We start from the raw sequence: 23,950 nt of genomic DNA, 5'->3' as shown, positions 1-23,950 counted from the left end.
TCTGTAACTTGCGTAAAAATTTCCGCACTATTACATGGACACCTATTTCAGGATATTATCTTTTGCAAAACCTTATAGAAGATATTTTCCCATTTATGTTATCTACACCCTTTTGGCGATCATTTTTGGTTTATTGAATTTTACTTTATTAAAACCACTATTTGATGTTATTTTCGAACAGGTTCAGCCAGGTGATTTGGATAAATACCTTCAAAAGCCAAGCTTTTCATTCTCTATTGATTATTTTCTCCATATTTTCAATTACTATTTTTTACAGACTTCTGCAACCTATGGAAAATTCGGTACTCTGGTTTATGTCTGTATAATAATTGTTACCTCTGTATTCCTGTCCAATTTATTTACATACCTATCGGGCGTCGTATTGGCAAAGGTCCGTGCAGAGATTATCAAAAAAATGAGGATGAATATTTTTGAGCAGGTTAGCCAAATGCACATTGGCTATTTTTCCAATGAGCGGAAAGGTGACCTGATGTCCAAAATGACCAATGACATCCAAGAGGTGGAAAATAGCATTGTACAGTCTTTACGGGTAGTATTTAAAGAACCGGTGACCATTCTTTTATATTTTGCAGTTCTCTTTTTTATGTCTTTCAAATTGACTCTTTTCACCATATTGATTATCCCAATATCCGGCGCAATCATCGGAGGTATTACCAAAAGGTTGAAAAAGAAAGCAGTGGAAAGCCAGGAGTCCTTGGGTAGAATCGTTAATATTCTTGATGAAACAATAGGGGGCATGAGGGTCATCAAGGCATTTGGCGCCCAAAAATATGTCAGATCCAAATTCGACAAAGAGACAGATTTTTACTCTGATGTCAATATTTCCATGGCAAGGAAAAATGAATTGGCTTCCCCCACCTCCCAATTTTTGGGTGTATTGGTCGTAGCTGGAATTTTGGTTTATGGGGGCTACTTGGTTTTGAGCAATACCTCTGATTTGGGTGCCTCTGATTTTATTACCTATATCATAATTTTCACACAGGTTCTCAATCCGGCTAAGGAAATTTCAAAAGCTACCAGTAGTATTCAGCGAGGCCTGGCTTCAGCGGACAGGATATTTGAAGTCGTCGATACCCCAAGTGCTATCCAAAATTCACCAAATCCAGTTAGAGTTTCCCAATTTAATGAAGCCATTGTGTTTGAAAATGTTTCTTTTAGTTATGAAAAAGAAATGGTGTTAAAGGATATTAATTTTATCTTGGAAAAAGGAAAAACAATTGCCTTAGTTGGTCCATCAGGTGGCGGAAAATCTACTATTGCTGATTTATTGCCTAGATTTTATGATCCTTCAGCAGGTAAGATTTCTTTAGATGGTACTCTAATCAAAGAAATAGAGATCAATAGCCTAAGAGACCAAATGGGAATTGTGACCCAGGAGTCCATACTGTTCAATGATACTGTTTTCAATAACATAGCATTCGGACTTGAAGGGGTTTCTGAAGAAAGTGTTATTGAGGCAGCTAAAATTGCCAATGCGCATGAATTTATCGTACAAATGGAAAATGGTTACCATACTTCCATTGGGGAAAGGGGTTCAAAACTATCTGGAGGCCAAAGACAGCGTCTTAGCATTGCCAGGGCCGTACTCAAAAATCCTCCTATTCTTATTTTGGATGAAGCTACTTCGGCCCTGGATTCCCAATCTGAAAAATTGGTACAGGAAGCACTCACCAATCTGATGACCAACAGAACGACATTGGTGATCGCACATAGATTGAGTACGATACAGCACGCCGATGAAATATTGGTCATCAAAAAGGGGAAAATAGTCCAAAGGGGAACCCACCAACAATTAATGGAGGAAGATGGACTTTACAGGAATCTTTCCACAATGCAGTCTGTTTAGTATATTAGTAACAGTAAATCTATTCCTGAAATATGAAACAATTCAATAAAATTACGCACTTACTTGTCCTACTATATTTTGCTGTAAGTTTGGTAATCTTTCTTTCTTTCAACAGCATCAAAGGAATCATTGGAATAGAGGAACTGAATACCTCGCTTGTCGTTAATTTCCTTTTGATCGGTTTTTTCTTGTTTATTATTTCCATGGCTACAGATAAAATGGAAATCAGTGGTCTGAAGAGTCAAATTGAAAAAAAGGAGATTGAAAAAAATGAACTCAAGGCTAAACTTTACGACCATGAACAAGGAATCAAACTTAAAAACATCGAAAAAAAGATTGACCAGAAAAAGGAGGAGGAAAAAGACAGTTCGGTAATCCGTCCTAGACAAAACATCAAATAGTAAGGATATTTATTCAAAATTTAGTATATTAGGAAACCGCTTTTTTGGTTTCCTTTTTTGTTTCAATTTAATTTTGGATCATGGTTGCAAAAACTTTTGGAAGCGCGGTATCCGGTGTAGATGCCAAGCTCATCACTATTGAAGTCAATGTCGGTCAGGGGACGAATTTTTTTATGGTCGGCCTTCCTGACAGTGCTGTAAAAGAAAGTCAACAAAGGGTTGAGTCCGCCTTAAAATATTTTGGGTTTAGGATGCCCAGACAAAAGGTGGTCATCAATCTTGCACCTGCTGACATTAGAAAAGAAGGCTCTTCCTACGATCTTCCGATTGCATTAGGAATATTAAAAGCTTCTGAACAGGTAAATTTTCCTGAACTGGAAAAATTCGTCATCATGGGAGAACTATCCTTGGATGGTAAATTAAGGCCGGTAAAAGGAGTTCTCCCAATAGCCATTGAAGCTAGAAAAAGGGGGTTCAAAGGTTTTATCCTTCCAAAAGAAAATGCCTCAGAAGCATCCATAGTGAATAGTCTGGACATTATCGGGGTAGAAACCTTGGCAGAGGCTATAGGATTTCTGGATGGTGAAATAGACATTAAGCCTTTGGTAACCGATACAAGAGATCTTTTTTTCAATTCCCTAGAAAACTATGAATTTGATTTTGCCGATGTGCAGGGACAGGAAAACATCAAGAGAGCTATGGAAATCGCTGCTGCCGGGGGACACAATGTCATCATGATCGGTCCTCCTGGAGCAGGAAAAACCATGTTGGCCAAAAGACTGCCCTCCATATTGCCACCCCTGACACTTCAGGAAGCCTTGGAGACGACTAAAATCCATTCCGTAGCTGGTAAATTAGGTAGAAATGCGTCTTTGATTGCTAAAAGGCCATTCAGGAGTCCTCATCATACCATTTCGGATGTCGCCTTAGTCGGGGGAGGAGGAAATCCTCAACCTGGTGAAATCTCCCTATCCCATCACGGGGTTTTGTTTTTGGATGAATTACCGGAATTTAAAAGGACAGTATTAGAAGTGATGAGACAGCCATTGGAAGAGAGAAAAGTCACTATTTCTAGAGCGAAAGTATCCGTTGATTATCCTGCCAACTTCATGCTGATCGCTAGTATGAACCCATGCCCTTGCGGCTATTACAACCATCCCGAAAAAGAATGTGTCTGCGGACCCGGAATTGTACAGCGTTATCTGAATAAAGTCAGCGGCCCATTATTGGACAGAATTGACCTACATGTAGAAGTCACCCCTGTAAAATTTGATGAAATGACCTCTACAAGAAAATCTGAATCCAGCAAATCCATTAGGGAAAGAGTGATCAAAGGCCGGGAAATTCAGGTGAAAAGATTTAAGGATTCCACTGACATCCACTGTAATGCCATGATGCCTTCCCATCTGGTAAAAGAAGTCTGTAAAATCAATGAACCGGGAAAATTACTTCTAAAAACCGCTATGGAAAGGTTAGGCCTTTCAGCAAGAGCTTATGACCGTATCCTTAAAGTATCAAGGACAATTGCTGATCTTTCCCAATCTGAAGATATCAAAGTAGAACACCTGGCCGAAGCCATTCAGTATAGGAGTTTGGACAGAGAAGGTTGGGCTGGTTAAGATTATGTTTAACCGTTTATTGAAAAAATTCAATGAATAAAAAAATAATTATAAAATAATTTCATAAAGTGAATAATGATTTCTTTATTTGTTTTAGTGGAACTGAATTACAGAAAAGCTGCTTATCACCCAAGCCTTTTTAGTCAATTTCATCCCAAATAACAAGTTATAAAGGCTGCCTTGGGCAGCCTTTGTTCTTTTACTTCAAGGCCTGGTCAAAATCCTCAATCAAATCTTCTATATTTTCCAATCCAACAGAAACCCTTAATAAATTCTGTGGAGTCAAAGTATCAGGGCCTTCCACAGCAGCTCTTCTCTCAATCAAACTCTCAATTCCTCCTAAACTTGTCGCATTGGTAAAATATTTCAATTTGTCAATCACTCGGTCTGCTTCTTTAGCACCACCTACGATGGTAACAGATAAAACTCCGCTAAACCCTGTCATTTGAGAAGAGGCAATTTTATACCCCTCATGACTCTGCAAACCGGGATAATAAACCTTTTCAATCGAAGGATGATCCGTTAAGAATTTTGCCAGCTTACTTGCATTTTGAAAATGCCCTTTCATCCTATATGGCAGTGTTTTGATACTCCTGGTCAATAAATAACAATCAAAGGGGGATGGAACAGCTCCTCCCACATGCTGAATCATTCTTAACCTCTCCCAAAAAGCATTTTTTTCATTAGTAATAATAATACCTCCTAAAATATCACTGTGTCCTCCCAGAAATTTTGTGGTACTGTGCATGACCAGATCAGCTCCTAATAAGATAGGGTTTTGAAATACCGGAGTGGCAAAAGTGTTATCACAGGCCAGAATCATATTCTTTCCCTTGGCTAATCTGGCAATGTTTCTAATATCGCAAATCTTGAGCAAAGGATTCGAAGGAGTTTCTAACCAGATTAATCTGGTATTTTCCTTAATACTTGCATTCACCTGGTTGATGTCCGCCATGTCCACAAAGCTCACTTCATGAATTCCTTTGAAAACCTCCACCAGCTGTTTTCTGATTCCATGATACATATCATCCGGGGCGATGATATGGCTCTGAGGATCCAGAGACTGAAATACAGCCATAGCTGCTGCATTGCCCGATGAAAAGGCCGCTGCATCTTTCCCAAATTCCAGTTGGGTCAAAACTTTTTCCAAGGCAAGTCTGTTGGGATTGCTTGCTCTAGTATAAATAGGAGAATTTTCATGATGCTCAAAGGTGGTAGAGGTAATGATGGGTTGAATAACAGGTCGGTTCGAATCTGTGATCATATTACCTGCATGAATGGCAATGGTTTCTATTCTCATGTTCTTTTTTATTAAACTTAATAAATAAAAAATAAAAGCCAGCAATTCTACCGCTGGCTTTCTAAAATGTTATCAATCATCAATTATCTAATTCTGTCCACAGACCGGACCAGCATTTCATCTTTTCTAATAAACCTGTTGGCCAAAAGATTCATCACCAATCCTACCAAAATGGACCAAAATCCTAGAACAAATGCCCCATTGACCTGAGGATTGAATGCCTCATTGGCATTATGGGAAATCCATACAATTACCCCCACATTGGTGACCATGACCAAAGAGTTGATCATATTGATAAACATTTGCTTTGTCCGGTTTTTGTATTGGAATATGCTGAAAAAAGCAAGTCCGGCAGCCAATATTGCAAGTATCGCAATTACAATCTTGCTTTCCGAAGAAATAACATCTCCAGTTGCGATATCCATGGTAATCATGCTAAAAGCACTTAAGGTCATTCTTTGGCTTTGGTCAGGGTTTACCTGATGCCAAATCGGAAATGCCAAAACCAAACTCATGGCCACTGCCACCAAAAACAGAAAAACTGTCTGAATTCTTTGTATCATAAACTTGAATTTTCAACAAAGAAACAGGGTAATTTTTTCAATCGCAAGGTTTGTATAAACGGGTATTAGATTTTAAAGGTGAATACTATCTTTGTGAAAGTAAAAATGGAAACCAAAAGATACTTTCTGGAAATTGCCTACAAAGGGACCAACTATCATGGTTGGCAGATTCAAAACAATGCCCATACCATCCAGCATGAACTGGAAAATGCACTTTCCATCTTATTGGACACCCCCACCGGAATAATTGGCAGCGGACGGACGGATACTGGAGTACATGCAAGTCAACAATTCCTGCATTTTGACAGCAAGGATGATCTGGATCCTTTGGACTTTCTAAAAAAATTGAACGGAATACTTCCAAAAGATATTGCTGTTTATACAATTAGGAGAGTAAAAAATGATGCCCATGCCCGATTTGATGCCGTATGGCGCAGCTATGTCTATAGGATTACTTTAAGAAAAGATCCATTTGAGCAGGAATCTGCCTGGCTGCTATTTAAAAATCCTGATATTCAAAAAATGAATGATGCAGCCCAATTGTTGCTATCGCATGAGGATTTCCAATGTTTTAGCAAAGTAAAAACTGAAGTAAATACATTTATTTGTAAAATAAATGAAGCCTTTTGGGAACAAAAAGGCCCTCAATTGTTATTCCATATTACTGCCAATAGGTTTTTGAGAGGAATGGTCAGGGCTATAGTAGGCACTTTAATTGCAGTAGGTACCGATAACATCAGTATAGATGATTTTCAACAAATCCTTGAAAGCAAGGACAGAAGTAAAGCCAAAGCAGCTGCACCGGCCCAAGGCCTTTATTTGTGCAATATCATCTATCCCGAAGAAATATTTATATAAACTTATCATCTTTTGAGTCTGGAAAAAGAAAATGTAAACAGTGGTGAGATTATAGACACCCAAGTTCTGAAAAAATTGTACCGTTTTGTACAACCTTACAGAACCCAATTTTATCTTTTGGTCTTTTTGACCATTGCTCTGGCAATACTTGCCCCTACAAGACCTTATTTTATTCAGGTAGGTATAGATGATTACGTTTCCGTAGGTGATGCTCCCGGTCTGGTCCGGATAATTTATCTTTTGGTGTTTTTGCTGGTACTTCAAGCTGCAGTCCAATTTGCCCATACTTATCTTTCAGGTTGGATAGGCCAGGTAATAATCAAAGATATCCGAATCAAACTCTATCGGCATTTACTTAAAATGAGGTTAAAATTCTTTGACAATACCCCTATCGGGAGACTTGTCACCAGAAATATTTCTGATATTGAGACATTGGCTGATGTGTTCAGTGAAGGATTGGCCGCTATAATTGGTGATTTGCTCCAATTGGTCACCATCCTGGCAGTTATGTTTTACATTGACTGGAGGTTGACGCTAGTAAGTTTGTGCACCCTTCCTCTTCTGATAATTTCAACCTACATTTTCAAGGAAAAAATCAAAGTGGCTTTCAATGAGGTAAGGAATGCCGTTTCGAATCTCAACTCATTTCTTCAGGAGCATATTACAGGTATGAATATCGTGCAGATATTCAATAGAGAAAAAAGAGAATTTGAAAAATTCAAAGAAATCAATAAAGAACACAGGAAGGCACATATCAAATCTGTCCTTTATTATTCAATATATTTTCCTGTAGCGGAAATCATTCAGGCAATTGGAATTGGTTTAGTGGTTTGGTACGGGGCAACAGGTGTTTTTGACGCAAATTTAAAAGTAGGTGTCCTGATATCATTCATCATGTACCTTCAATTGTTTTTTAGACCGATACGAATGATTGCAGATAGATTCAACACCTTACAGTTGGGCGTAGTAAGTTCTTCTAGAATTTTTAAATTACTGGAAAGTGAGGAGCAGATTCCGAATGAAGGGAATTTTAAACCAGAAAGAATCAAAGGCAATATTGAATTTGAAAATGTTTGGTTCGCCTATAATGATGAAGAATGGGTATTAAAAAATATTAATTTTAAAGTAAATCATGGTGAAACTGTCGCATTGGTAGGAGCTACAGGTGCCGGAAAATCTTCCATTATCAATTTGATTACCAGGTTTTACGAAATCAATAAAGGAATAATCAAGGTGGACGGGACAGAAATAAGAGATTTCGAATTGGGCACTTTACGAAAACATATTGGTGTTGTTTTACAGGATGTATTTCTTTTCTCAGATACGATATACTATAATATTACCCTGGGAAATCCTGACATAAGCCGGGAACAGGTCATGCAGGCCGCCAAATTGGTTGGTGCTAAAAAATTCATAGAAAGGTTGCCAGGTGGGCTGGATTATAATGTCATGGAAAGAGGGGCAACCTTGTCTGTTGGCCAAAGGCAACTTATATCCTTTGTTAGGGCAATGGTCTATAATCCTGAAATCATTATTTTGGATGAAGCGACCTCTTCAGTAGATACTGAAACCGAAGAAATGATTCAGAAAGCAATCGGAAAAATGATGAAGGGCAGAACCTCAATAGTAATTGCCCATAGGTTATCAACTATTCAAAAAGCCCATAAAATTATAGTCCTGCATCAGGGAGAAATCAAAGAAGCAGGTACCCATGAATCCCTTTTGGAACTAGGAGGTTATTATACCCAACTTCACCAAATGCAACTGAAATCGATGGCTATTTAGTCATAAAATTTGTCCTTGAGTTTCGAATTGTGAAAAAATAAATGGATTCTTCTTACTTCAATAGTTGGAATCTTTGGACTGGAAATGATTCTTCATTGAAGCTCTCAGTGGTTATCAAAACCTTTCAAAAAAATAATTTGCTCTACAAAGGAACAAAAGACAATCTCTCCAAATGGTGAAAAATTCACAACTGCAATTATTTTTGCACCGTTAAAAGCAAAGGACAAACTAAACCAAAAAACGTGAAAAAGTATATTTTATTGATTATAGGATTTTTACCCATCTTGTCAAATGCCCAAGAGGACGGTATAGGAATTAGATTGGGAGAACCTTTTTCAATTACCTATAAAAAATTTCTTGATGACCATATAGCAATTGAAGGAATGTTCGGGGGAGCAGGAGCTAACAGTGCCTCATATTATCAGAAATCATTTGATAATAACAGACCCAGCCCCAACGCATTTTATGCAGGACACAGCACAAACAGTATCCTTTCCTTTAATTTAAGAGGCGCTTATCATGAAGATATCACAGATGACTTAAGTATTGACCAAGGCTATATTTTAGGATATTTTGGAGTAGGGGCACAACTCAGAACAGCCCAAGTGGACTATGCATATACAGATTCCTCTTTAAGTCAAAATACGGTTTTCAGAGAATCTAGAACCAACATTGACTTTGGCCCTGAGGCATTTGGTGGGGCGGAATATTATTTTGACGAGCTGCCAATGAGTGTATTTGCAGAAGTTGGCTTTTTTATGGAGTTGCTTGACCGGTTTGGCCATTTCAGGTTTCAGGGGGCCATTGGGGTAAGATATATTTTCTAATCCATGAAAAAAACAGCCATTGGTGTTATCCTTGTTTTTGCCTTGGCACTTGGCCTGTCTCTATTTTACTTAATGGGAGGTTTTAATGATATAGAAGTAAATCAGGAAAATTTGGGACAAATCGAACTGTCAGGGGTACATTTCCAAGGCACTCCAATGGATGAATCATTAAAAAATGCATTCCTTACCATAGAAGATTTAACTAAGGAAAATAAAGGAGCAAAACTTCACACCATTTATTTCCAGGAACCGGCCGGTAAGAGAGATACCATGGAGGTTTTTGTAGGGATAGAAAGCAAATGGACCAAAAATCAGGAAAATTTGATTTATTTAGAATTTGATGGCAGTGCAGCTATTGTTGCTGAGATCAAATCACATAGGTTTGTGATGCCAGGTCCAGAAAAAGTCAAGGATGAAATCAGGGAATTTGCAAAAAATAACCAGATGGAGGAACCCGATTTATTTATTGACCAAATCATTGACTCCGATTTGGTTAGGGTAATCGGAATAAAAAACAATACCAATCCATAAATCTTGGTATAATTTTCGTTAGAAATAAAATTCTGGAAAGGAATTTAACTTAATTGCTCCTGTTCACGTAATATTTTATTAATACAAATTAATCTCTTTCAAATGAAGAAACTACTTTCATTACTCGCATTAGGATTTGCCGTATTTTTCCAAGCCTGTGAAGGGCCTATGGGACCTCCAGGACCTCCGGGACCATCCGGGCCACAAGGACAGCCAGGACTTGTACTCTTAGGGGAAGTATTCGAGGCTACAGTTGATTTCACTCCTGCAAATGATTATTTTGTAGATTTCAGTTTTACTGTTCCTATTGAACCCAGTGATGTGGTATTGGTATATATCGAATGGGAAACTTTCAATGGAAACAGCGTTTGGAGATTGCTTCCGCAAAATGTTTTCTTTGAAGAAGGGGTTCTAACCTATAATTATGATTTTACCAGAGTTGATTTTAGCGTATTCCTGGAAACCACTTTTGATCCAAGTATTTTGGATAATTCCTGGACAAGAAATCAATATATTAGGGCTGTAGTTATTCCAGCAGATTTTGCTAATGGAAGAATAGATTACACCGACTACGAGGGTGTAATGAAGTTGATAGGTGCAACAGAAAAGGATATTGTGAAAATCAGCCCGAAAAACTAAAACGGAATTCAAAGGCCTCCAATCCGGAGGCTTTTTTTTTGACCAGATTTAAATAATCCCCTTCCTCTTTTATCTTTGCCCCATGCAATTGAAAAATGATTTATTGATACGTGCCGCAAAAGGACAGGAAGTGGAACGTACGCCGGTCTGGTTGATGAGACAAGCAGGTAGAATTCTACCTGAATACAGGGCAGTGAGAGATAGTGTCAGTGGATTCATCGAATTGGCACAAACGCCCGAATTGGCAGCAGAAGTAACCATTCAACCGGTAGATATTTTGGATGTGGATGCAGCCATCATTTTCTCTGACATCCTGGTGATTCCTGAAGCCATGGGGTTACCTTATGAAATGGTTGAAAAAAGAGGACCATGGTTTCCAGAAACAGTGAAATCAGAAGCAGACCTGAAGAAACTGAGGATTGCAGATGGTAAAGATGACTTATCTTATGTAATAGAAGCTATTAAGATTACTAAGAAAGCTTTAAATGGACGGGTACCCTTAATTGGATTTGCCGGTGCTCCCTGGACCATCTTCGCCTACATGATTGAGGGCTCAGGAAGTAAAACTTTTTCCAAAGCCAGGGCCATGCTTTATACACAGCCTGATTTTTCCCATCAGCTGTTGCAGTTGATTACCAAAAGCACAATTAATTACCTTAAAGCCCAAGTTGAAGCAGGTGTTAATTTGATTCAGGTTTTTGATAGTTGGGCAGGAATTTTACCGCCTGATCATTACAGAGAATATTCATTAAGGTACATTTCCCAAATATGTGATGCCATCCATGAAGTTCCAAAAACTGTTTTTGCAAAAGGGGCATTTTTCGCAAGAACTGAAATGGCAGCCCTGAACTGCGAAACCATAGGGCTGGATTGGAATATGGATATAAAGGAATCCAGACAATTAATCGGTCCACATAAAACCCTTCAGGGAAATCTTGACCCGGCAGCTTTATATGGAAATGCCAAAGAAGTCGAAAAAGCAACCAAATTGATGATGGATCAATTTAAAGGTAGCAGGCATATTGCCAACCTAGGCCATGGAGTGTATCCTGATATTGACCCTGAAATGGTTAAGGTATTTATACAGACTGTAAAAAACTACTAACTTAACCCCATTTCCTTTAAAGGGCTGTTCTATTTTATTAGACAGCCCTTTTTTCATTTTTAAGCAATTACAAAATTCATTGCGGAATTTTCAATTAAAATGAATTTGGTTGTTTTTTTATCATAAAAATTTATTTTTTATTGTTTTATTTAAAATAGTGGTTAATTTAGCAACCATAAAATCAGTATATTACATTTATCTATGTAAATCTGGTTAAAAAACAAACCTATTTTCACTAAAACCTATTAAACCTATGAAAAACAAATTTACAAACCTTCTCAAAGGAGGTTTAGTGCTTGGCATATTGCTTTTAGCGCTAAGCACGAACAGCCTCATGGCTCAAGATGATGACAAATTCAGTTTTGATGTCTCACTAAACTCAGATCAATTTTTTGGATTTTATCCTTTTTTCCAAGGAGCTTACAGCCTGAGCGATAAATCCGCTTTTACTTTTTATGGCATTCTTTGGTCTGGAGGTACTGGTGGCGGATGGGGCAATTGGACTGAATTTGGTGTCGGAATGAATTTCGATGTTGCAGACGGTGTCTCTGTCAATCCGCAGATCGGTATTTTAGGGGGTAACTTACTATCTTCCGGTACTGCAGGATCAGGAAGATTTGGGGATGGAGTTGTACCTAACCTGACAGTCAATCTTGATAAATCAAAAACTGAGGGACAGATTTATGCCGGGTTTTATGCACCATTAAGGAATGAGGCCCCAACTGGTGGCACAACTCTTTCTTACCTTCATTATTGGGCAAATTTCGGATATAAAGTTTCTCCTTTCATTTCTTTGGGAGGTCATTTCGAACATTTGATCAATACAGGAGGATCAGCTGTAGATTCTTCTACGGATGTTTACCAATGGCTAGGACCCTACATACAGTTTTCAAAACCAAGCGGTGGGCCTTTTGCCAGATTTTCTTTTGGGACTGACCTTGTAGAAGGAAATGATTCCTTTTTTAAGCTAACAACTGGTTTTAGTTTTTAAAAATAAAGGCCGGGGAAACCTGGCCTTTTTATATTTCATTGAGTTTATCCCCAACACGAACTAGCTCCCCTTCTAAAAGCAATATGTTTTGTCCAAACATGACATTATTGCTGAAGGTTCGATAAGTTGCCAAAGTTTTTAAAGGTTCTTTACTTTTCTCGGCTGTTTGCTGATTAACGGTGGTCATTACACACCTCGCACAAGGTTTTGTGATTTTAAATTTCGCATGTCCTATTTGAATTTTCTGCCAATGGTCTTCCTCAAATGGATTACCTCCAGCAAACACCAAATTGGGCCTGAATCGATCCATCCCAACGGGCTCTTCCAATCTTTTGTTCAGGTCATCCAATGAACTCTGCCCAATTAATAAATATGGCATTCCATCGGCAAAACTGACCGATTCGCCTTTAACCGCATATTTGGGCTTTATTTTCCTTTGTGTTGATTGCGGCATTTTTACCAAGACGCATTCTTGTTTTAGGATTTCTGAAAACCATAGGTTAACCAGAGGGCTTACAACTTGTCCCAAGACCTCATCTTCCCAAATCTTCACAGAAATTAACTGATCGCTCAGAGGCTCAATTGGGATTTGGACTTTATTTTCAGGATTTGACTTATGAAAGACCATCAGGCCTTCCTCTAAAAGATTGACTTGAAGCATAGCCATTCCAGGAAAAGTTCTCTGGGAAAGAAAATTACCCTCTTTATCCACCAACATCCAACGACGGTCATGTCTAAATCCCCGCTCTTCCAATACTCCACTGTCCAACCGAATACCCCCCAATGATTTGATAGGATAAATGTAAATGTCTTGTAATGTCATATCGCTCTTAAACTAAACCTCCTTAAATTCATTGGGTTTAAAAATAGTGAAAAACTCGCTAAAGGGGTCATCTTCTACAACTTTCAATAATTCAAATTGATCAAAAATGAGGCATAACAAAGGATCCACTGAAAATCTTTTTGAAAAAATCAAAGTTGAAAATGCACATATAACCGCTGCGATCAACCATCTTTTTTGCTCACTTTTAAACCTTTTTCTAAAAAATACATTCATATCCATTAGATACAAAAAGATATGGATTGGTTGCTCCGAAAGAAAAAACTTTTATCACACCAAAAACAATGAAAGGATACTAAATCCCAGTCCAACAATTTCATGACAACGGATGAAATGAATGACAAATAGTATAAAATTAATCCATTCCATTGTCATAAAATCTGTCATTCTGACACAAATATAAGCCAAAATCCACTTGGCACATACCTTGTCACTAAGCATTTGTATTCGAAAAAGTAATCAAAAACAGAAATTAAAAATATACAATTATGGGAAAAATCATAGGTATAGACTTGGGTACTACGAACTCCTGTGTTGCCGTAATGGAAGGTAATGAGCCAGTGGTAATCCAAAACTCGGAAGGCAGAAGAACTACGCCATCCATTGTGGCTTTCTTGGATAATGGTAATGGAGAGAGGAAAGTAGGTGACCCTGCCAAGCGTCAGGCAATTACCAACCCTGCTAATACCGTTTCTTCCGTAAAAAGATTTATGGGCAAAAGATTCTCTGAAGTATCAGAAGAGAAAAAACATGCCTCATACAAAGTTGAGCAAGGACCAAATGACACTGTGGTTGTCAAAATTGGTGACAGATCTTACACCCCTCAGGAACTTTCTGCGATGATTCTTCAAAAAATGAAGAGTACTGCTGAAGATTTTCTTGGTCAAACTGTTACAGAAGCTGTCATCACAGTTCCTGCATACTTCAATGATGCTGAACGTCAGGCGACAAAAGAAGCAGGACAGATAGCAGGTTTGGAAGTAAAAAGAATTATCAATGAGCCAACTGCTGCTGCTTTGGCATATGGCATGGATAAGAAAAACAAGGACATGAAAATCGCTGTGTATGACCTTGGTGGTGGTACATTTGATATTTCTATTCTTGAATTAGGTGATGGAGTATTCGAGGTGAAGTCTACCAATGGTGATGTGCACCTAGGTGGAGATGACTTTGACCAAGTGATCATCAATTGGTTGGCTGATGAGTTCATGTTGGAAGAATCCATGGACTTAAGAAAAGACCCAATGGCTCTTCAAAGATTAAAAGAAGCAGCTGAAAAAGCTAAAATCGAACTCTCCAGTTCAGCTTCTACTGAAATCAACCTTCCTTATATCACTGCTACCCAAACCGGTCCTAAGCACTTGGTCAGAACCTTGAGCAGATCCAAATTTGAGCAGCTATCTGAGGATTTGGTAAGAAGATCTATGGATCCATGCAAGAAAGCCCTTCAGGATGCCGGAATGACTGCCTCTGACATTGACGAGGTTATCTTGGTAGGTGGATCTACCAGAATCCCTAAGATCCAGGAAGAAGTAGAGAAGTTCTTCGGGAAAAAACCATCCAAAGGAGTGAACCCTGATGAAGTAGTTGCTATCGGTGCCGCTATTCAAGGTGGTGTACTGACAGGTGAGGTGAAAGATGTGTTGCTGCTTGATGTTACACCCCTTTCATTGGGTATAGAAACCATGGGGGGCGTATTTACCAAATTGATCGAAGCCAACACCACGATCCCTTCCAAGAAATCAGAAGTGTTCTCCACAGCTGCAGACAATCAGCCAGCGGTTGATATCCATGTACTCCAAGGAGAAAGACCTTTGGCTAAAGACAACAGATCAATCGGTAGGTTCCAGTTGAGCGATATCCCACCTGCACCTAGGGGAGTTCCTCAAATTGAAGTAACATTCGACATTGACGCCAATGGTATTCTGAATGTCTCTGCCAAAGACAAAGGAACAGGTAAGGAGCAGAAAATCAAGATCGAGGCTTCTTCTGGCTTATCCCAAGACGATATCGAAAGAATGAAGAGAGAAGCAGAAGCCAATGCTGCTGCTGATAAAGCCGAAAAAGAAAAAATTGAAAAGCTGAACCAAGCAGACAGTTTGGTATTCCAAACTGAAAAACAGCTGAAAGAATATGGTGATAAACTTTCAGATGGCAATAAGGCAAATATTTCTTCCGCTTTGGAATCCTTAAAATCTGCCCATCAGACTCAGAATATCGCAGGTATCGATTCTGCCTTGGAAAGTTTAAATAAGGCTTGGGAAGCTGCTTCTCAGGAAATTTACAATGCCACACAAGGAGCCGGAACGACAGGTACTCAACCAGGTCCTGATGCTGGTGCCGGAGCAACAGGTACCGGAGATGGAGTGTCTGATGTAGATTATGAAGAAGTATCCGAAGACAAAAAATAAAAAGAACTGAACCAACAAAGGACGGCATCTGTATCTGATATGGATGCCTCTTTTTTTAGTGACAAGAACCAAGAATCAAGAGACAAGAGGGTCTTGATTCTTGGCTCTTGTTTCTTGGTCCATTTACTCTAAGCTCCAAAATTACTACCTATGAAATTGACTCCTGACAATAAGTTGAAAAAACTGATCATCGTTGGTGATCGGGTACTCATCAAACTCCGAAAATCAGATGAAAAGACCTCCTCTGGACTTTATCTTCCACCGGGAGTACAGGAAAGGGAAAAAGTACAACAAGGATTTATCATCAAAACAGGACCAGGATACCCAATCCCTGCTCCGGTAGAAGAAGATGAACCCTGGAAAGACAGGGACGAAAATATCAAATATATTCCACTTCAGGCCAAAGAAGGAGATCTGGCCATTTTCTTACTAAACGGTTCTTATGAGGTAATCTATGAAGGGGAAAAATACTTTATTGTACCACAACACTCCATATTGATGTTGGAAAGAGAAGAAGAACTCTAAAAAAATCGAATATCCTCCAAGGAACAAAGCACCTTGGAGGATTTTTCAATTCACCATTATCTCTTCCTGAACAGTTTTGTCCTTTACCAGATTTTCAAACTTTTTCACCCTAGCTTTTAATAGTTCAATTGCGTCTTCCTTGCTTTTGAAGGTTCCATTTAAATTTACAAGATGATCAGCAAGTTTTTCATAGTTTCTTGTCATCAGCCAGGTAAAAATATGAAGGTAATGGACGCCTGAGAAAATAAATGTCCTTTTTTCAGCCAATTGTTTCTTATATTTTTCCAGCATCAAAGGATATTCTGTATAATGTACAGAGGGTTTAAAATGGTGAAATGCATGGTATCCGTCATTCCAGCATTTATGATTGTAAACTGTATTGATACAAATAAGTGTACTTGCTAACTCATCTCCTGGCTGGTCTGGATCAACAAAGGCATGTTGGGTCCAATTCCCTAGCATCATCACCAATCTGGCAAAAAAGAAAGGTATAACGAAAATAACCATTGTGGCTTTTAAGTTTACAAAACACATGACAATGGCAAATAGAATAAACAAAAACTCACTCCAGGTCAAGGGCACATAATATTTCTTGAGCTTTCTTCTAAAAAGGTATTGGTAGGTGTCAAGAAAGCCCATCAACATAAAATTCAACCAATATCTGATAAAATCTTTCAAGCTGTCACGCTGATAAGCCATGGTGCTGCTGGAATCCTCTGGTAAATTTCCGGCAATATGATGCATCCCGATATGATGACTATTGTAGGATTCTCCCAAATGCCCGAAAAAGGGGGAAAGAAACCAAAGAATGTATTTTTGTACCCACTGCCAATTTGGTTTCCACATATTTCTATGACATAGGCAATGCAACATCAATCCAAAGGAACCTTTAAAATAAAATTGTGAAATGTAAAAATATGGAATGGCCACTGCCCACCACCAATAGCCCTCTAAAACCGGCAAATACAACAGAACCGCAAGGGGAATAACAGTAAGGTGTAAGGAAACAATAAGCTGTAAAAAGGGAAGATCTCTGGGGTCTTTAATAAAATGCTTTAAAAATTGCTGGAAAATGGAAAGGGATTCCTTCTTGATATAGACAGGATCCGTGATTTCGGTTGGATAAGCTAACACTCTTTAAATTTTTAGATTGAATAACACCCAATATAAAAAAAGGATGCTGAATCAGCACCCCTTTATTTTATATTTTTTTTCTTTAATTCAGTTATGTTTCCATGGTTTCTGGTTTTTTGCCTCAGGACCTGTTTTTTTAACTTTTGATTTACTTCCCGCTACCATCATTTCTGAATCCTCCTTCCAGATTTTGGAATTTTTAAATTCAGGACCCTTTTTTCCGTCAGGAGATACACTCACCATCATAGCTTCTGACTTTGCCTGATGTTTCCAAGGTTTATAATTTTTAGCTGCAGGACCTTTCAAATCACCGGATTCCTGTGCGTTTGTAAATGCAAGAGTAACGAGGAACGCAACAAATATCAACGCTATCTTTTTCATAAATACATTCATTTGAAGAGTTTTGAAATCAATAGTATAAACGTGAAAATAGAAAAAGGTTTTCAAATAAAACAGATTTTTATTTGTTTGTTTTAACAATATAAAAAATTATATATTGAAAAATTGTTATAAATATTCAATAACTGGGGGGTTTTTAAAACCCTCTTTTCAAATAAATTTAAAAAATCCGTTTTAGGCAGTTGATTTTCTAACCTACTTATCTGGAAAAATAAAAAAAATCCAAAACCCACCTCCCGGTGAAGGAAGGTGAATTTTGGGAAAAACAAAAAAAATTACCTATTTAAAAAGAGAATACTGCGGCCAGTAAGAATGAAGATAGGTTCTTGGATGGATTCAATGAGTAATTAAGGAAAGTGTCTTCACTTGTGGTATCTGTTCTGATCTCTGGAATCACAGTCAAATATTTTGCAACTTTAATATTACCGCTTAGGGTAAAAGCAAACACATTACCATCCCCTGAATCATTCAAACCTATGGCACCATCCACGCCTTTGTTGAACACAGAAAAATATTCCGCCCGTGCACCAAGTTTTACTTTTTTCGAAATTTGGGACTGAATGTAAGCAGCCGCACCATAAAATCCAGAACTCCCTCCATCCACATCTTCAATGCTATTGGTCGGGCTTACCACTTCTCCGGGAGAAATCGTGTTGTAGGTAGTATTAAATCCTAAATATAATTTTTCGGAAAGGTCAAATCCGGTAGTAAGGTCAACCTGAAAGGTTTTTCCGGCAGAAACCTCTCCAATATTCAAAGGATAATCCAAATCAAAGGTTCCATCCTGATCTCCATATAGAAAATTGAGGTAAGTACTGCCTTTTGAGGAAGTGTAACCGATTTGTGCCCCTAAGGTATAGCTTTCTAAATCATTAAATTCTGTCATATCTGTGGGGTCCATGAGGGAAGCTATAAAAGATAATTTTTCAGTAATGGTAAAATCAGCTTTGATCCCGGTATGGGAGAAGGGACCATATGAAAACATATAAGACGTGGAATAATTGAAATTACCGGTTGGAGAAATTACTTCGTAGCCCAGGTAAGTATTGAAATTTCCAAAAGTAATCGTCACCAAATCCGAAACCGTCCAATAAATGTACAATTGGTTGATCATCTGTGAACTCCCTCCAAAACCCCCAGTATTCATCGGTGATCTGAACACGGCATCCTCACCTCTTGGCCCAAAAACTAAATCTGCAACTATTCCAACATTCTTTCCTTGATAACTGCTTATCAAATTAAACATCCCAAGGGAAAAGCCGGGAAGGTTTCCAAATGAGGTGGCTGGGGCCTGGGCAAATTCCCCTTTGGAAGGGGCATTAAAATTTTTACGAAAATAAACATCAGCAGATCCTGAAAGAGAAAAAGTACCTTTTTCTTCTGCTGTTTCTTCTTCTTGAGCAAGTACAGGTATTGAAATAAGTAATAATAGCAATATTATTAGCGCATAAGAATTTTTCATTTTAGTTTTGATTATCGGTTAAACATAGTTTAGCTGAAGAGAACCCTAACCCAATCAGAAAGAGAGTCGCGTTTTTTTCCTTGGGTAGGGTTCTTGCTTATTTTTTGAGAATTATTTTCTTATTCATCGAATACGATGGTATAGCCTCGGATTCCATGTTCGTGTGAATCTAAGCCACTTCTTTCATGTTCCTCTGAAACACGGATCCCCACAGAGACTTTTAGGACATAGAAAATGGTAAAGGCAGAAAAAAACGCCATGGCCCCACAAATAGCCACACCAGTCAATTGGGTTAAAAATGAATGTTCGGGATTAGTTGAGAATAAACCTACAGCTAGTGTTCCCCAGATCCCACAGGTCAGGTGAACGGATACAGCGCCTACCACATCATCCAATTTCAATTTATCAAGGAAAATGGCTGATAAAACCACCAATATACCGGAAATAAATCCTATGAGAAGAGCAGAACCAGGGGTAAACACATCCGCTCCTGCTGTTATCCCAACCAAACCGGCAAGAATACCATTTAAAACCATCCCAAGATCCAATCTTTTGAATGCAAAATAAGCAGCGAGAAAACCACCGAGGCCACCAGAAGCAGCACCAAGACAGGTTATCACCAATACAATGGATACAAGACCAGGATCCGCGGAGAGCACTGACCCGCCGTTAAAACCAAACCAACCGAACCAAAGGAGAAATACGCCAATGGCAGCCAAAGGCACACTGGCCCCAGGTTTATCCACTGTTTTACCGTTGACATACTTCCCTATTCTTGGGCCTACCAAAATAACACCGGCAAGCGCTCCCCAACCTCCAACTGAATGAACCAAAGTAGATCCGGCAAAATCGTAAAAGCCCATGGCATCCAAAGCACCTCCCCCCCATTTCCAACTACCGATTAAAGGATATACAATACCTACAAACAAGAGGGTAAATGCGAGGTAAGCCCATAATTTTACCCTCTCAGCTATAGCACCTGAAACTATGGTGGCTGCTGTTGCAGCAAACATGGCCTGAAATAAAAAATCAGTCCAATAAGTATAGCCCCCATCCGCATAGTCTGTTGTTATGTCAGCTTCTGAAGAATTAAACCAAAACATATTCCATCCAGAACTGTCAAATGCAAACCACCCAGGAGTTTCAAAACCTGGGTACATTAGAAAGAATCCCCCAATGGCATAAGTCACAATCCCCAAAATGGGAGTAACGGTGTTTTTAAACAGAATATTAACGGTGTTTTTGGCCTGTCCAAATCCTGTTTCTACACCGGCAAATCCTAAATGCATGATAAATACCAAAGCGGTACATAACATCATCCAAACATTGTTTGTTGTTAAAGCGTTTTGGGCAAGATCTGAACTCAGTTCAGATAGACCAGGCACATCGCTCACTTGAGCGATTGTCAATTGAATCCACTGCATAGGCTTGATTTTTAAATTGATTTTAAAATTTTATATAGGTTTGAAGAAATAATCTTTCGCTAAATCTAAATACATTTTTATTAAAAAATAAACCTAAATTTTTCATTATATTCAATTTAAAAGATATTTAATTAACATATTTTTATAAATAATCTTTTATTATTTTGGTTTTTTCAATCATAATTAAAAATATGTAATTGAAAAAATAACCAAATATTATACTGTTGATTTTTTTATATTTTCCGCAATCGATTTAAAAAAATGAAAGACAATATAAAATATCGTTTTTTACTATCTTATTTGTTAAAAATTTTATATAAATTGATAAAATCAGAATATGCATTAATTAGAATGAAAATGAAGAATAAGTACAAGGAAAAACCTGAATAAATCCAAAAAAAAAATTTATGATAAACATAAATTTTTTTTATTTATGTGTTTTTTTAAACCAACTTTCATAAGAATAAAGAAACCCTGTTGATTATTAATTAAAAAAATAACTTAAAAAATCAAAAAGTATGTAATCATTGCAATTAATGGTTTAAAAATAAAGAGAAAATGTTTTTTAAATTAATTAAGGTAGACTCTTGTTACGATTTATAAAAAATACTGGTAATTCTTACATCACTTACGCATTAAATGGGCAAATTCCTTTGCAAAATAACTCAGGATTATATTGGCTCCTGCCCGTTTAATACTTAATAGGGATTCCATCATTGCTCTTTCACCATCCAGCCAACCTCTCTGAGCAGATGCCTTAATCATTGCATATTCACCACTGACATTATAAGCAGCAATAGGAAGATTCGAATTGTCTTTCAAAAGACGGATCACATCCAAATATGCCAAGGCCGGTTTCACCATCAAAAAGTCTGCCCCCTCCTCTGTATCTAGACCAGCCTCAATTAGAGCTTCATAATAATTAGCGGGATCCATTTGATAGGTTTTCTTATCCCCCAGCTTGGGTGCGGAATCCAAGGCATCCCTGAAAGGACCGTAAAAAGCTGAAGCATACTTTGCCGTGTAAGACATGATAGATACATCTGTAAATCCATTATCATCCAGGATTTTCCTGATACACCCTACTCTTCCATCCATCATATCTGATGGACCCAAAATATCCGCTCCTGCCTGCGCCTGAGCAAGGGACATTTTCCCAAGAATCTCCAAAGTCTCGTCATTAAGAATTTTGCCATCCTGAACGAGACCATCATGCCCATCAGAACTATAAGGATCCATCGCGACATCAGTCATCACTACTGCTTCTGGAAAACTCGTTTTAATCTTGTGAATGGCTTTTAAATAAAAAGTATCCGGATTATAACTTTCCGATGCATATTTGTCTTTTTTACTCTCTGGATAAGCAGGAAAAATATCAAATGCCATGATTCCAAGGTTCATACATTCCTCAATCTCTTTAAGCATCAAATCAAGGGAATATCTAAATATCCCCGGCATAGAGGACACTTCCACTTTTTGATTGATACCGTCAATAAGGAACATGGGGAATATAAAATCCTTTACTGAAAGCCTGGTCTCTTCTACCATTTGGCGGATAACTTGTGACTTTCTGTTTCTTCTTGGTCTTCTGAGCATAGTTGTCTTTTTTTATGTAGCAAAGGTAAGGCTTATGCCCAAGACTTGGAATCCAAAATGGCGGATTTTGTCGACAGGATTTTTTTACCAGGATTTAAATATGAGTTTTTAAATACCGGTAATTATATCAGGTTTTTTGGTTTTCCATACTTTTATGTTAAAAACCAAGCTTTAAAACTGGATCAAATGAATAATACATGCCAAGTAATTTCTTTTTGATAATAAAAAAAAACAGGCCTCCAAAAGTGGCCTGCTTTACAACACATAAAGACTAAACTTTTATATTCTTAGAAATTCACCTGGGCCTGCAATCTGAGAAGCCTGCCTTTTTGGCGATTATCAGGATTCAGGGAGTTTTCAAATGTCCTATCAGAAATGGTGTACATTCCTACCAATTCAAAGGATTTATTCAATTGCCATTCTACACCGATTTCAAACTCTTTGACCCGGTGACGGGTAGCATCCAATTCGAATTTTTTTCCTCCTTTGTAATAATGGTATCTGGTAAAAGGAATAAAGATATCTTTTGACGTTTTCAGCATATAAGTTGCCAATACATATCCCCCTTCAATTGGGGCGTCTTTTACATCATTGGTCACAGGGTCATATTCAGGGCCTCTTCCCCAGTTGAATTCAGCCTGAATGCCAAAAGGCTGTGGATAGATGATGATGGAGGGGCCATATCTGAATTCAGAAAATTCAGTTTGATCAAAATCAGTCAAAGGGTTTCTATTGATTACAAATTTACCAGTATAACCCTGAATTGAAGCTTCAATAAACTGACCGGAAGGCAATTCCCAAGGGTAAGTCATCCTTCCGACTACGTGTAAATTCTTGTTTCTCTCTGCTAGATTTGCTGTTTGCCCGTTATATACCCCAAGTCCAACAACCCCATAATCTCCGGATCCTTTGAGACCTGAGGAAACAAGGTAACTGAACCTCTTCCTAATTTCGGAAGGAGCATAATACATGAAAACCCCAATATCCCTTTCATTCACTACTGCGGAATTCAATCCATCATTCCTGTCCAAAGGAATCCTGTTCTGACTGGATTGCAGGTTTTCAAAACCAAATGGAACTTTTGATTGACCAATTCTCAAACGGAATTCTTGTTTTTCATCCAACCCCAAGTCAAAATACGCATCTCTTATTTGGGCAAAATTATTACCCCCGGAAGCAAAGTCGGGCTGGATATACATATATATCCTTTCATGAATCTGTCCAAAAAAGATCATCCTGATCCTTCTGAAGAAAAAACCTCCTCCATCCCCTCCCCATGAGCGATCACATTGGGAACATTGTAAGTCCGGGTTGGTTTCAAATAGCCCATTATAGCGTAACTGGGCATATCCACGCAATTGAATGGTCTCGTACCAAGGCTTCTTGACCACCTGGGCGACCTCAGTGGTAGTCAGGGTATCTTCCTGAACGTCCCTTGCAAAAACGTCCATGAAGATCATTGTCGTCATGACAATAATCCCTGCGAATTTTATCCGCATAAATAAATTTAGATAGTTAAGTAATAAATACTTATTGTACAGCTCTGCAAAGTTGGGGCACCAATATTTCTTTATAATGACGCCTATGTTATCAATTTGTTAATCAAAAAAACATGGCAAGGGGGGTGAATAAGAGTCATTACAGATCATTTATTTTGAAATGACGGCCTAAA

21 protein-coding genes are annotated in these 23,950 nt (G+C 38.1%); 12 read left to right on the top strand and 9 right to left on the bottom strand.

The features are described from left to right. The first annotated feature begins 34 nt into the window (after positions 1-34). From ACFSKV_RS02025 to ACFSKV_RS02015, 3 genes are all read left to right on the top strand, one after another. Positions 35-1,867, top strand: coding sequence for an ABC transporter ATP-binding protein (locus ACFSKV_RS02025; protein ID WP_380799971.1), 1,833 nt, complete (start codon positions 35-37; stop codon positions 1,865-1,867). Positions 1,868-1,899: 32 nt separating this feature from the next. Then, positions 1,900-2,268 (top strand): hypothetical protein, encoded by a 369-nt coding sequence (locus ACFSKV_RS02020; RefSeq protein WP_380799970.1) that lies wholly within the window; start codon positions 1,900-1,902, stop codon positions 2,266-2,268. 80 nt (positions 2,269-2,348) lie between these two features. Continuing rightward, positions 2,349-3,887: a YifB family Mg chelatase-like AAA ATPase gene (locus tag ACFSKV_RS02015; RefSeq protein WP_380799969.1), complete on the top strand. Its 1,539-nt coding sequence runs from the start codon at positions 2,349-2,351 to the stop codon at positions 3,885-3,887. A 199-nt stretch (positions 3,888-4,086) separates the two neighbouring features. Here ACFSKV_RS02015 and ACFSKV_RS02010 read toward each other — a convergent pair whose 3' ends face one another. Continuing rightward, the gene (locus ACFSKV_RS02010) at positions 4,087-5,187 is read right to left on the bottom strand and encodes a trans-sulfuration enzyme family protein (RefSeq protein WP_380799968.1); all 1,101 of its coding nucleotides are present in this window, start codon (positions 5,185-5,187) and stop codon (positions 4,087-4,089) included. Positions 5,188-5,270: 83 nt separating this feature from the next. Beyond that, entirely contained in the window at positions 5,271-5,750 is a 480-nt protein-coding gene (locus ACFSKV_RS02005; protein ID WP_380799967.1) for a DUF4293 domain-containing protein, read from the bottom strand. A 105-nt stretch (positions 5,751-5,855) separates the two neighbouring features. Here ACFSKV_RS02005 and truA point away from each other — a divergent pair, with 105 nt between their 5' ends. From truA to ACFSKV_RS01970, 7 genes are all read left to right on the top strand, one after another. Continuing rightward, the gene (truA, locus tag ACFSKV_RS02000) at positions 5,856-6,608 is read left to right on the top strand and encodes a tRNA pseudouridine(38-40) synthase TruA (protein ID WP_380799966.1); all 753 of its coding nucleotides are present in this window, start codon (positions 5,856-5,858) and stop codon (positions 6,606-6,608) included. A 12-nt stretch (positions 6,609-6,620) separates the two neighbouring features. After that, entirely contained in the window at positions 6,621-8,393 is a 1,773-nt protein-coding gene (locus ACFSKV_RS01995) for an ABC transporter ATP-binding protein (RefSeq protein WP_380799964.1), read from the top strand. Between the two features lie 242 nt (positions 8,394-8,635). After that, positions 8,636-9,220 (top strand): hypothetical protein, encoded by a 585-nt coding sequence (locus tag ACFSKV_RS01990; RefSeq protein WP_380799963.1) that lies wholly within the window; start codon positions 8,636-8,638, stop codon positions 9,218-9,220. A 3-nt stretch (positions 9,221-9,223) separates the two neighbouring features. After that, entirely contained in the window at positions 9,224-9,751 is a 528-nt protein-coding gene (locus ACFSKV_RS01985; RefSeq protein ID WP_380799962.1) for a hypothetical protein, read from the top strand. Positions 9,752-9,853: 102 nt separating this feature from the next. Then, positions 9,854-10,390 (top strand): hypothetical protein, encoded by a 537-nt coding sequence (locus ACFSKV_RS01980; RefSeq protein ID WP_380799960.1) that lies wholly within the window; start codon positions 9,854-9,856, stop codon positions 10,388-10,390. 82 nt (positions 10,391-10,472) lie between these two features. After that, a complete protein-coding gene (hemE, locus tag ACFSKV_RS01975) occupies positions 10,473-11,495 on the top strand; it encodes a uroporphyrinogen decarboxylase (RefSeq protein WP_380799958.1) in 1,023 nt (340 codons plus the stop codon). Between the two features lie 253 nt (positions 11,496-11,748). Further along, positions 11,749-12,486, top strand: coding sequence for a DUF6733 family protein (locus ACFSKV_RS01970; RefSeq protein WP_380799957.1), 738 nt, complete (start codon positions 11,749-11,751; stop codon positions 12,484-12,486). 28 nt (positions 12,487-12,514) lie between these two features. Here ACFSKV_RS01970 and ACFSKV_RS01965 read toward each other — a convergent pair whose 3' ends face one another. Then, complete coding sequence (locus ACFSKV_RS01965) at positions 12,515-13,309, bottom strand: MOSC domain-containing protein (RefSeq protein ID WP_380799955.1); 795 nt, start codon at positions 13,307-13,309, stop codon at positions 12,515-12,517. A gap of 506 nt (positions 13,310-13,815) precedes the next feature. On the opposite strand from ACFSKV_RS01965, the gene dnaK reads away from it, so the two are divergent. Both dnaK and ACFSKV_RS01955 read left to right on the top strand, forming a co-directional pair. After that, the gene (gene dnaK / locus ACFSKV_RS01960) at positions 13,816-15,738 is read left to right on the top strand and encodes a molecular chaperone DnaK (RefSeq protein ID WP_380799954.1); all 1,923 of its coding nucleotides are present in this window, start codon (positions 13,816-13,818) and stop codon (positions 15,736-15,738) included. Between the two features lie 150 nt (positions 15,739-15,888). Then, positions 15,889-16,263 carry a co-chaperone GroES gene (locus ACFSKV_RS01955; protein WP_380799952.1) on the top strand — a complete coding sequence of 125 codons (375 nt, stop codon included), beginning with the start codon at positions 15,889-15,891 and terminating at the stop codon, positions 16,261-16,263. A 45-nt stretch (positions 16,264-16,308) separates the two neighbouring features. Here ACFSKV_RS01955 and ACFSKV_RS01950 read toward each other — a convergent pair whose 3' ends face one another. The 6 genes from ACFSKV_RS01950 to ACFSKV_RS01925 form a co-directional block, all read right to left on the bottom strand. Further along, positions 16,309-17,397, bottom strand: coding sequence for a fatty acid desaturase family protein (locus ACFSKV_RS01950; RefSeq protein ID WP_380799951.1), 1,089 nt, complete (start codon positions 17,395-17,397; stop codon positions 16,309-16,311). An 87-nt stretch (positions 17,398-17,484) separates the two neighbouring features. Then, entirely contained in the window at positions 17,485-17,778 is a 294-nt protein-coding gene (locus ACFSKV_RS01945) for a hypothetical protein (protein ID WP_380799950.1), read from the bottom strand. 301 nt (positions 17,779-18,079) lie between these two features. Then, positions 18,080-19,258, bottom strand: a complete 1,179-nt coding sequence (locus ACFSKV_RS01940; RefSeq protein WP_380799948.1) for a porin — start codon at positions 19,256-19,258, stop codon at positions 18,080-18,082. A 119-nt stretch (positions 19,259-19,377) separates the two neighbouring features. Further along, complete coding sequence (locus ACFSKV_RS01935; protein WP_380799947.1) at positions 19,378-20,682, bottom strand: ammonium transporter; 1,305 nt, start codon at positions 20,680-20,682, stop codon at positions 19,378-19,380. Between the two features lie 624 nt (positions 20,683-21,306). After that, the gene (gene hemB, locus ACFSKV_RS01930; RefSeq protein WP_380799946.1) at positions 21,307-22,278 is read right to left on the bottom strand and encodes a porphobilinogen synthase; all 972 of its coding nucleotides are present in this window, start codon (positions 22,276-22,278) and stop codon (positions 21,307-21,309) included. 287 nt (positions 22,279-22,565) lie between these two features. After that, positions 22,566-23,777, bottom strand: a complete 1,212-nt coding sequence (locus tag ACFSKV_RS01925; RefSeq protein WP_380799945.1) for a porin — start codon at positions 23,775-23,777, stop codon at positions 22,566-22,568. Between the last annotated feature and the right edge of the window lie 173 nt (positions 23,778-23,950).

The organism is Shivajiella indica (assembly GCF_042683085.1).
GTDB classification, from domain to species: Bacteria; Bacteroidota; Bacteroidia; order Cytophagales; family Cyclobacteriaceae; genus Shivajiella; species Shivajiella indica.
The sequence above is the reverse complement of the archived record's forward strand: the minus strand, read 5'-3'. Positions and strand labels throughout refer to the sequence as shown.

Coding starts and splice junctions, on each gene's coding strand:
- ACFSKV_RS01965 (WP_380799955.1), bottom strand. CDS start 13,309: ATGACATTACAAGACATTTACATTTATCCTATCAAATCATTGGGGGGT.
- ACFSKV_RS01945 (WP_380799950.1), bottom strand. CDS start 17,778: ATGAAAAAGATAGCGTTGATATTTGTTGCGTTCCTCGTTACTCTTGCA.
- ACFSKV_RS02005 (WP_380799967.1), bottom strand. CDS start 5,750: ATGATACAAAGAATTCAGACAGTTTTTCTGTTTTTGGTGGCAGTGGCC.
- dnaK (WP_380799954.1), top strand. CDS start 13,816: ATGGGAAAAATCATAGGTATAGACTTGGGTACTACGAACTCCTGTGTT.
- hemB (WP_380799946.1), bottom strand. CDS start 22,278: ATGCTCAGAAGACCAAGAAGAAACAGAAAGTCACAAGTTATCCGCCAA.
- ACFSKV_RS02025 (WP_380799971.1), top strand. CDS start 35: ATGGACACCTATTTCAGGATATTATCTTTTGCAAAACCTTATAGAAGA.
- truA (WP_380799966.1), top strand. CDS start 5,856: ATGGAAACCAAAAGATACTTTCTGGAAATTGCCTACAAAGGGACCAAC.
- ACFSKV_RS01955 (WP_380799952.1), top strand. CDS start 15,889: ATGAAATTGACTCCTGACAATAAGTTGAAAAAACTGATCATCGTTGGT.
- ACFSKV_RS01940 (WP_380799948.1), bottom strand. CDS start 19,258: ATGAAAAATTCTTATGCGCTAATAATATTGCTATTATTACTTATTTCA.
- ACFSKV_RS02015 (WP_380799969.1), top strand. CDS start 2,349: ATGGTTGCAAAAACTTTTGGAAGCGCGGTATCCGGTGTAGATGCCAAG.
- ACFSKV_RS02020 (WP_380799970.1), top strand. CDS start 1,900: ATGAAACAATTCAATAAAATTACGCACTTACTTGTCCTACTATATTTT.
- hemE (WP_380799958.1), top strand. CDS start 10,473: ATGCAATTGAAAAATGATTTATTGATACGTGCCGCAAAAGGACAGGAA.
- ACFSKV_RS01935 (WP_380799947.1), bottom strand. CDS start 20,682: ATGCAGTGGATTCAATTGACAATCGCTCAAGTGAGCGATGTGCCTGGT.
- ACFSKV_RS02010 (WP_380799968.1), bottom strand. CDS start 5,187: ATGAGAATAGAAACCATTGCCATTCATGCAGGTAATATGATCACAGAT.
- ACFSKV_RS01985 (WP_380799962.1), top strand. CDS start 9,224: ATGAAAAAAACAGCCATTGGTGTTATCCTTGTTTTTGCCTTGGCACTT.
- ACFSKV_RS01925 (WP_380799945.1), bottom strand. CDS start 23,777: ATGCGGATAAAATTCGCAGGGATTATTGTCATGACGACAATGATCTTC.
- ACFSKV_RS01980 (WP_380799960.1), top strand. CDS start 9,854: ATGAAGAAACTACTTTCATTACTCGCATTAGGATTTGCCGTATTTTTC.
- ACFSKV_RS01970 (WP_380799957.1), top strand. CDS start 11,749: ATGAAAAACAAATTTACAAACCTTCTCAAAGGAGGTTTAGTGCTTGGC.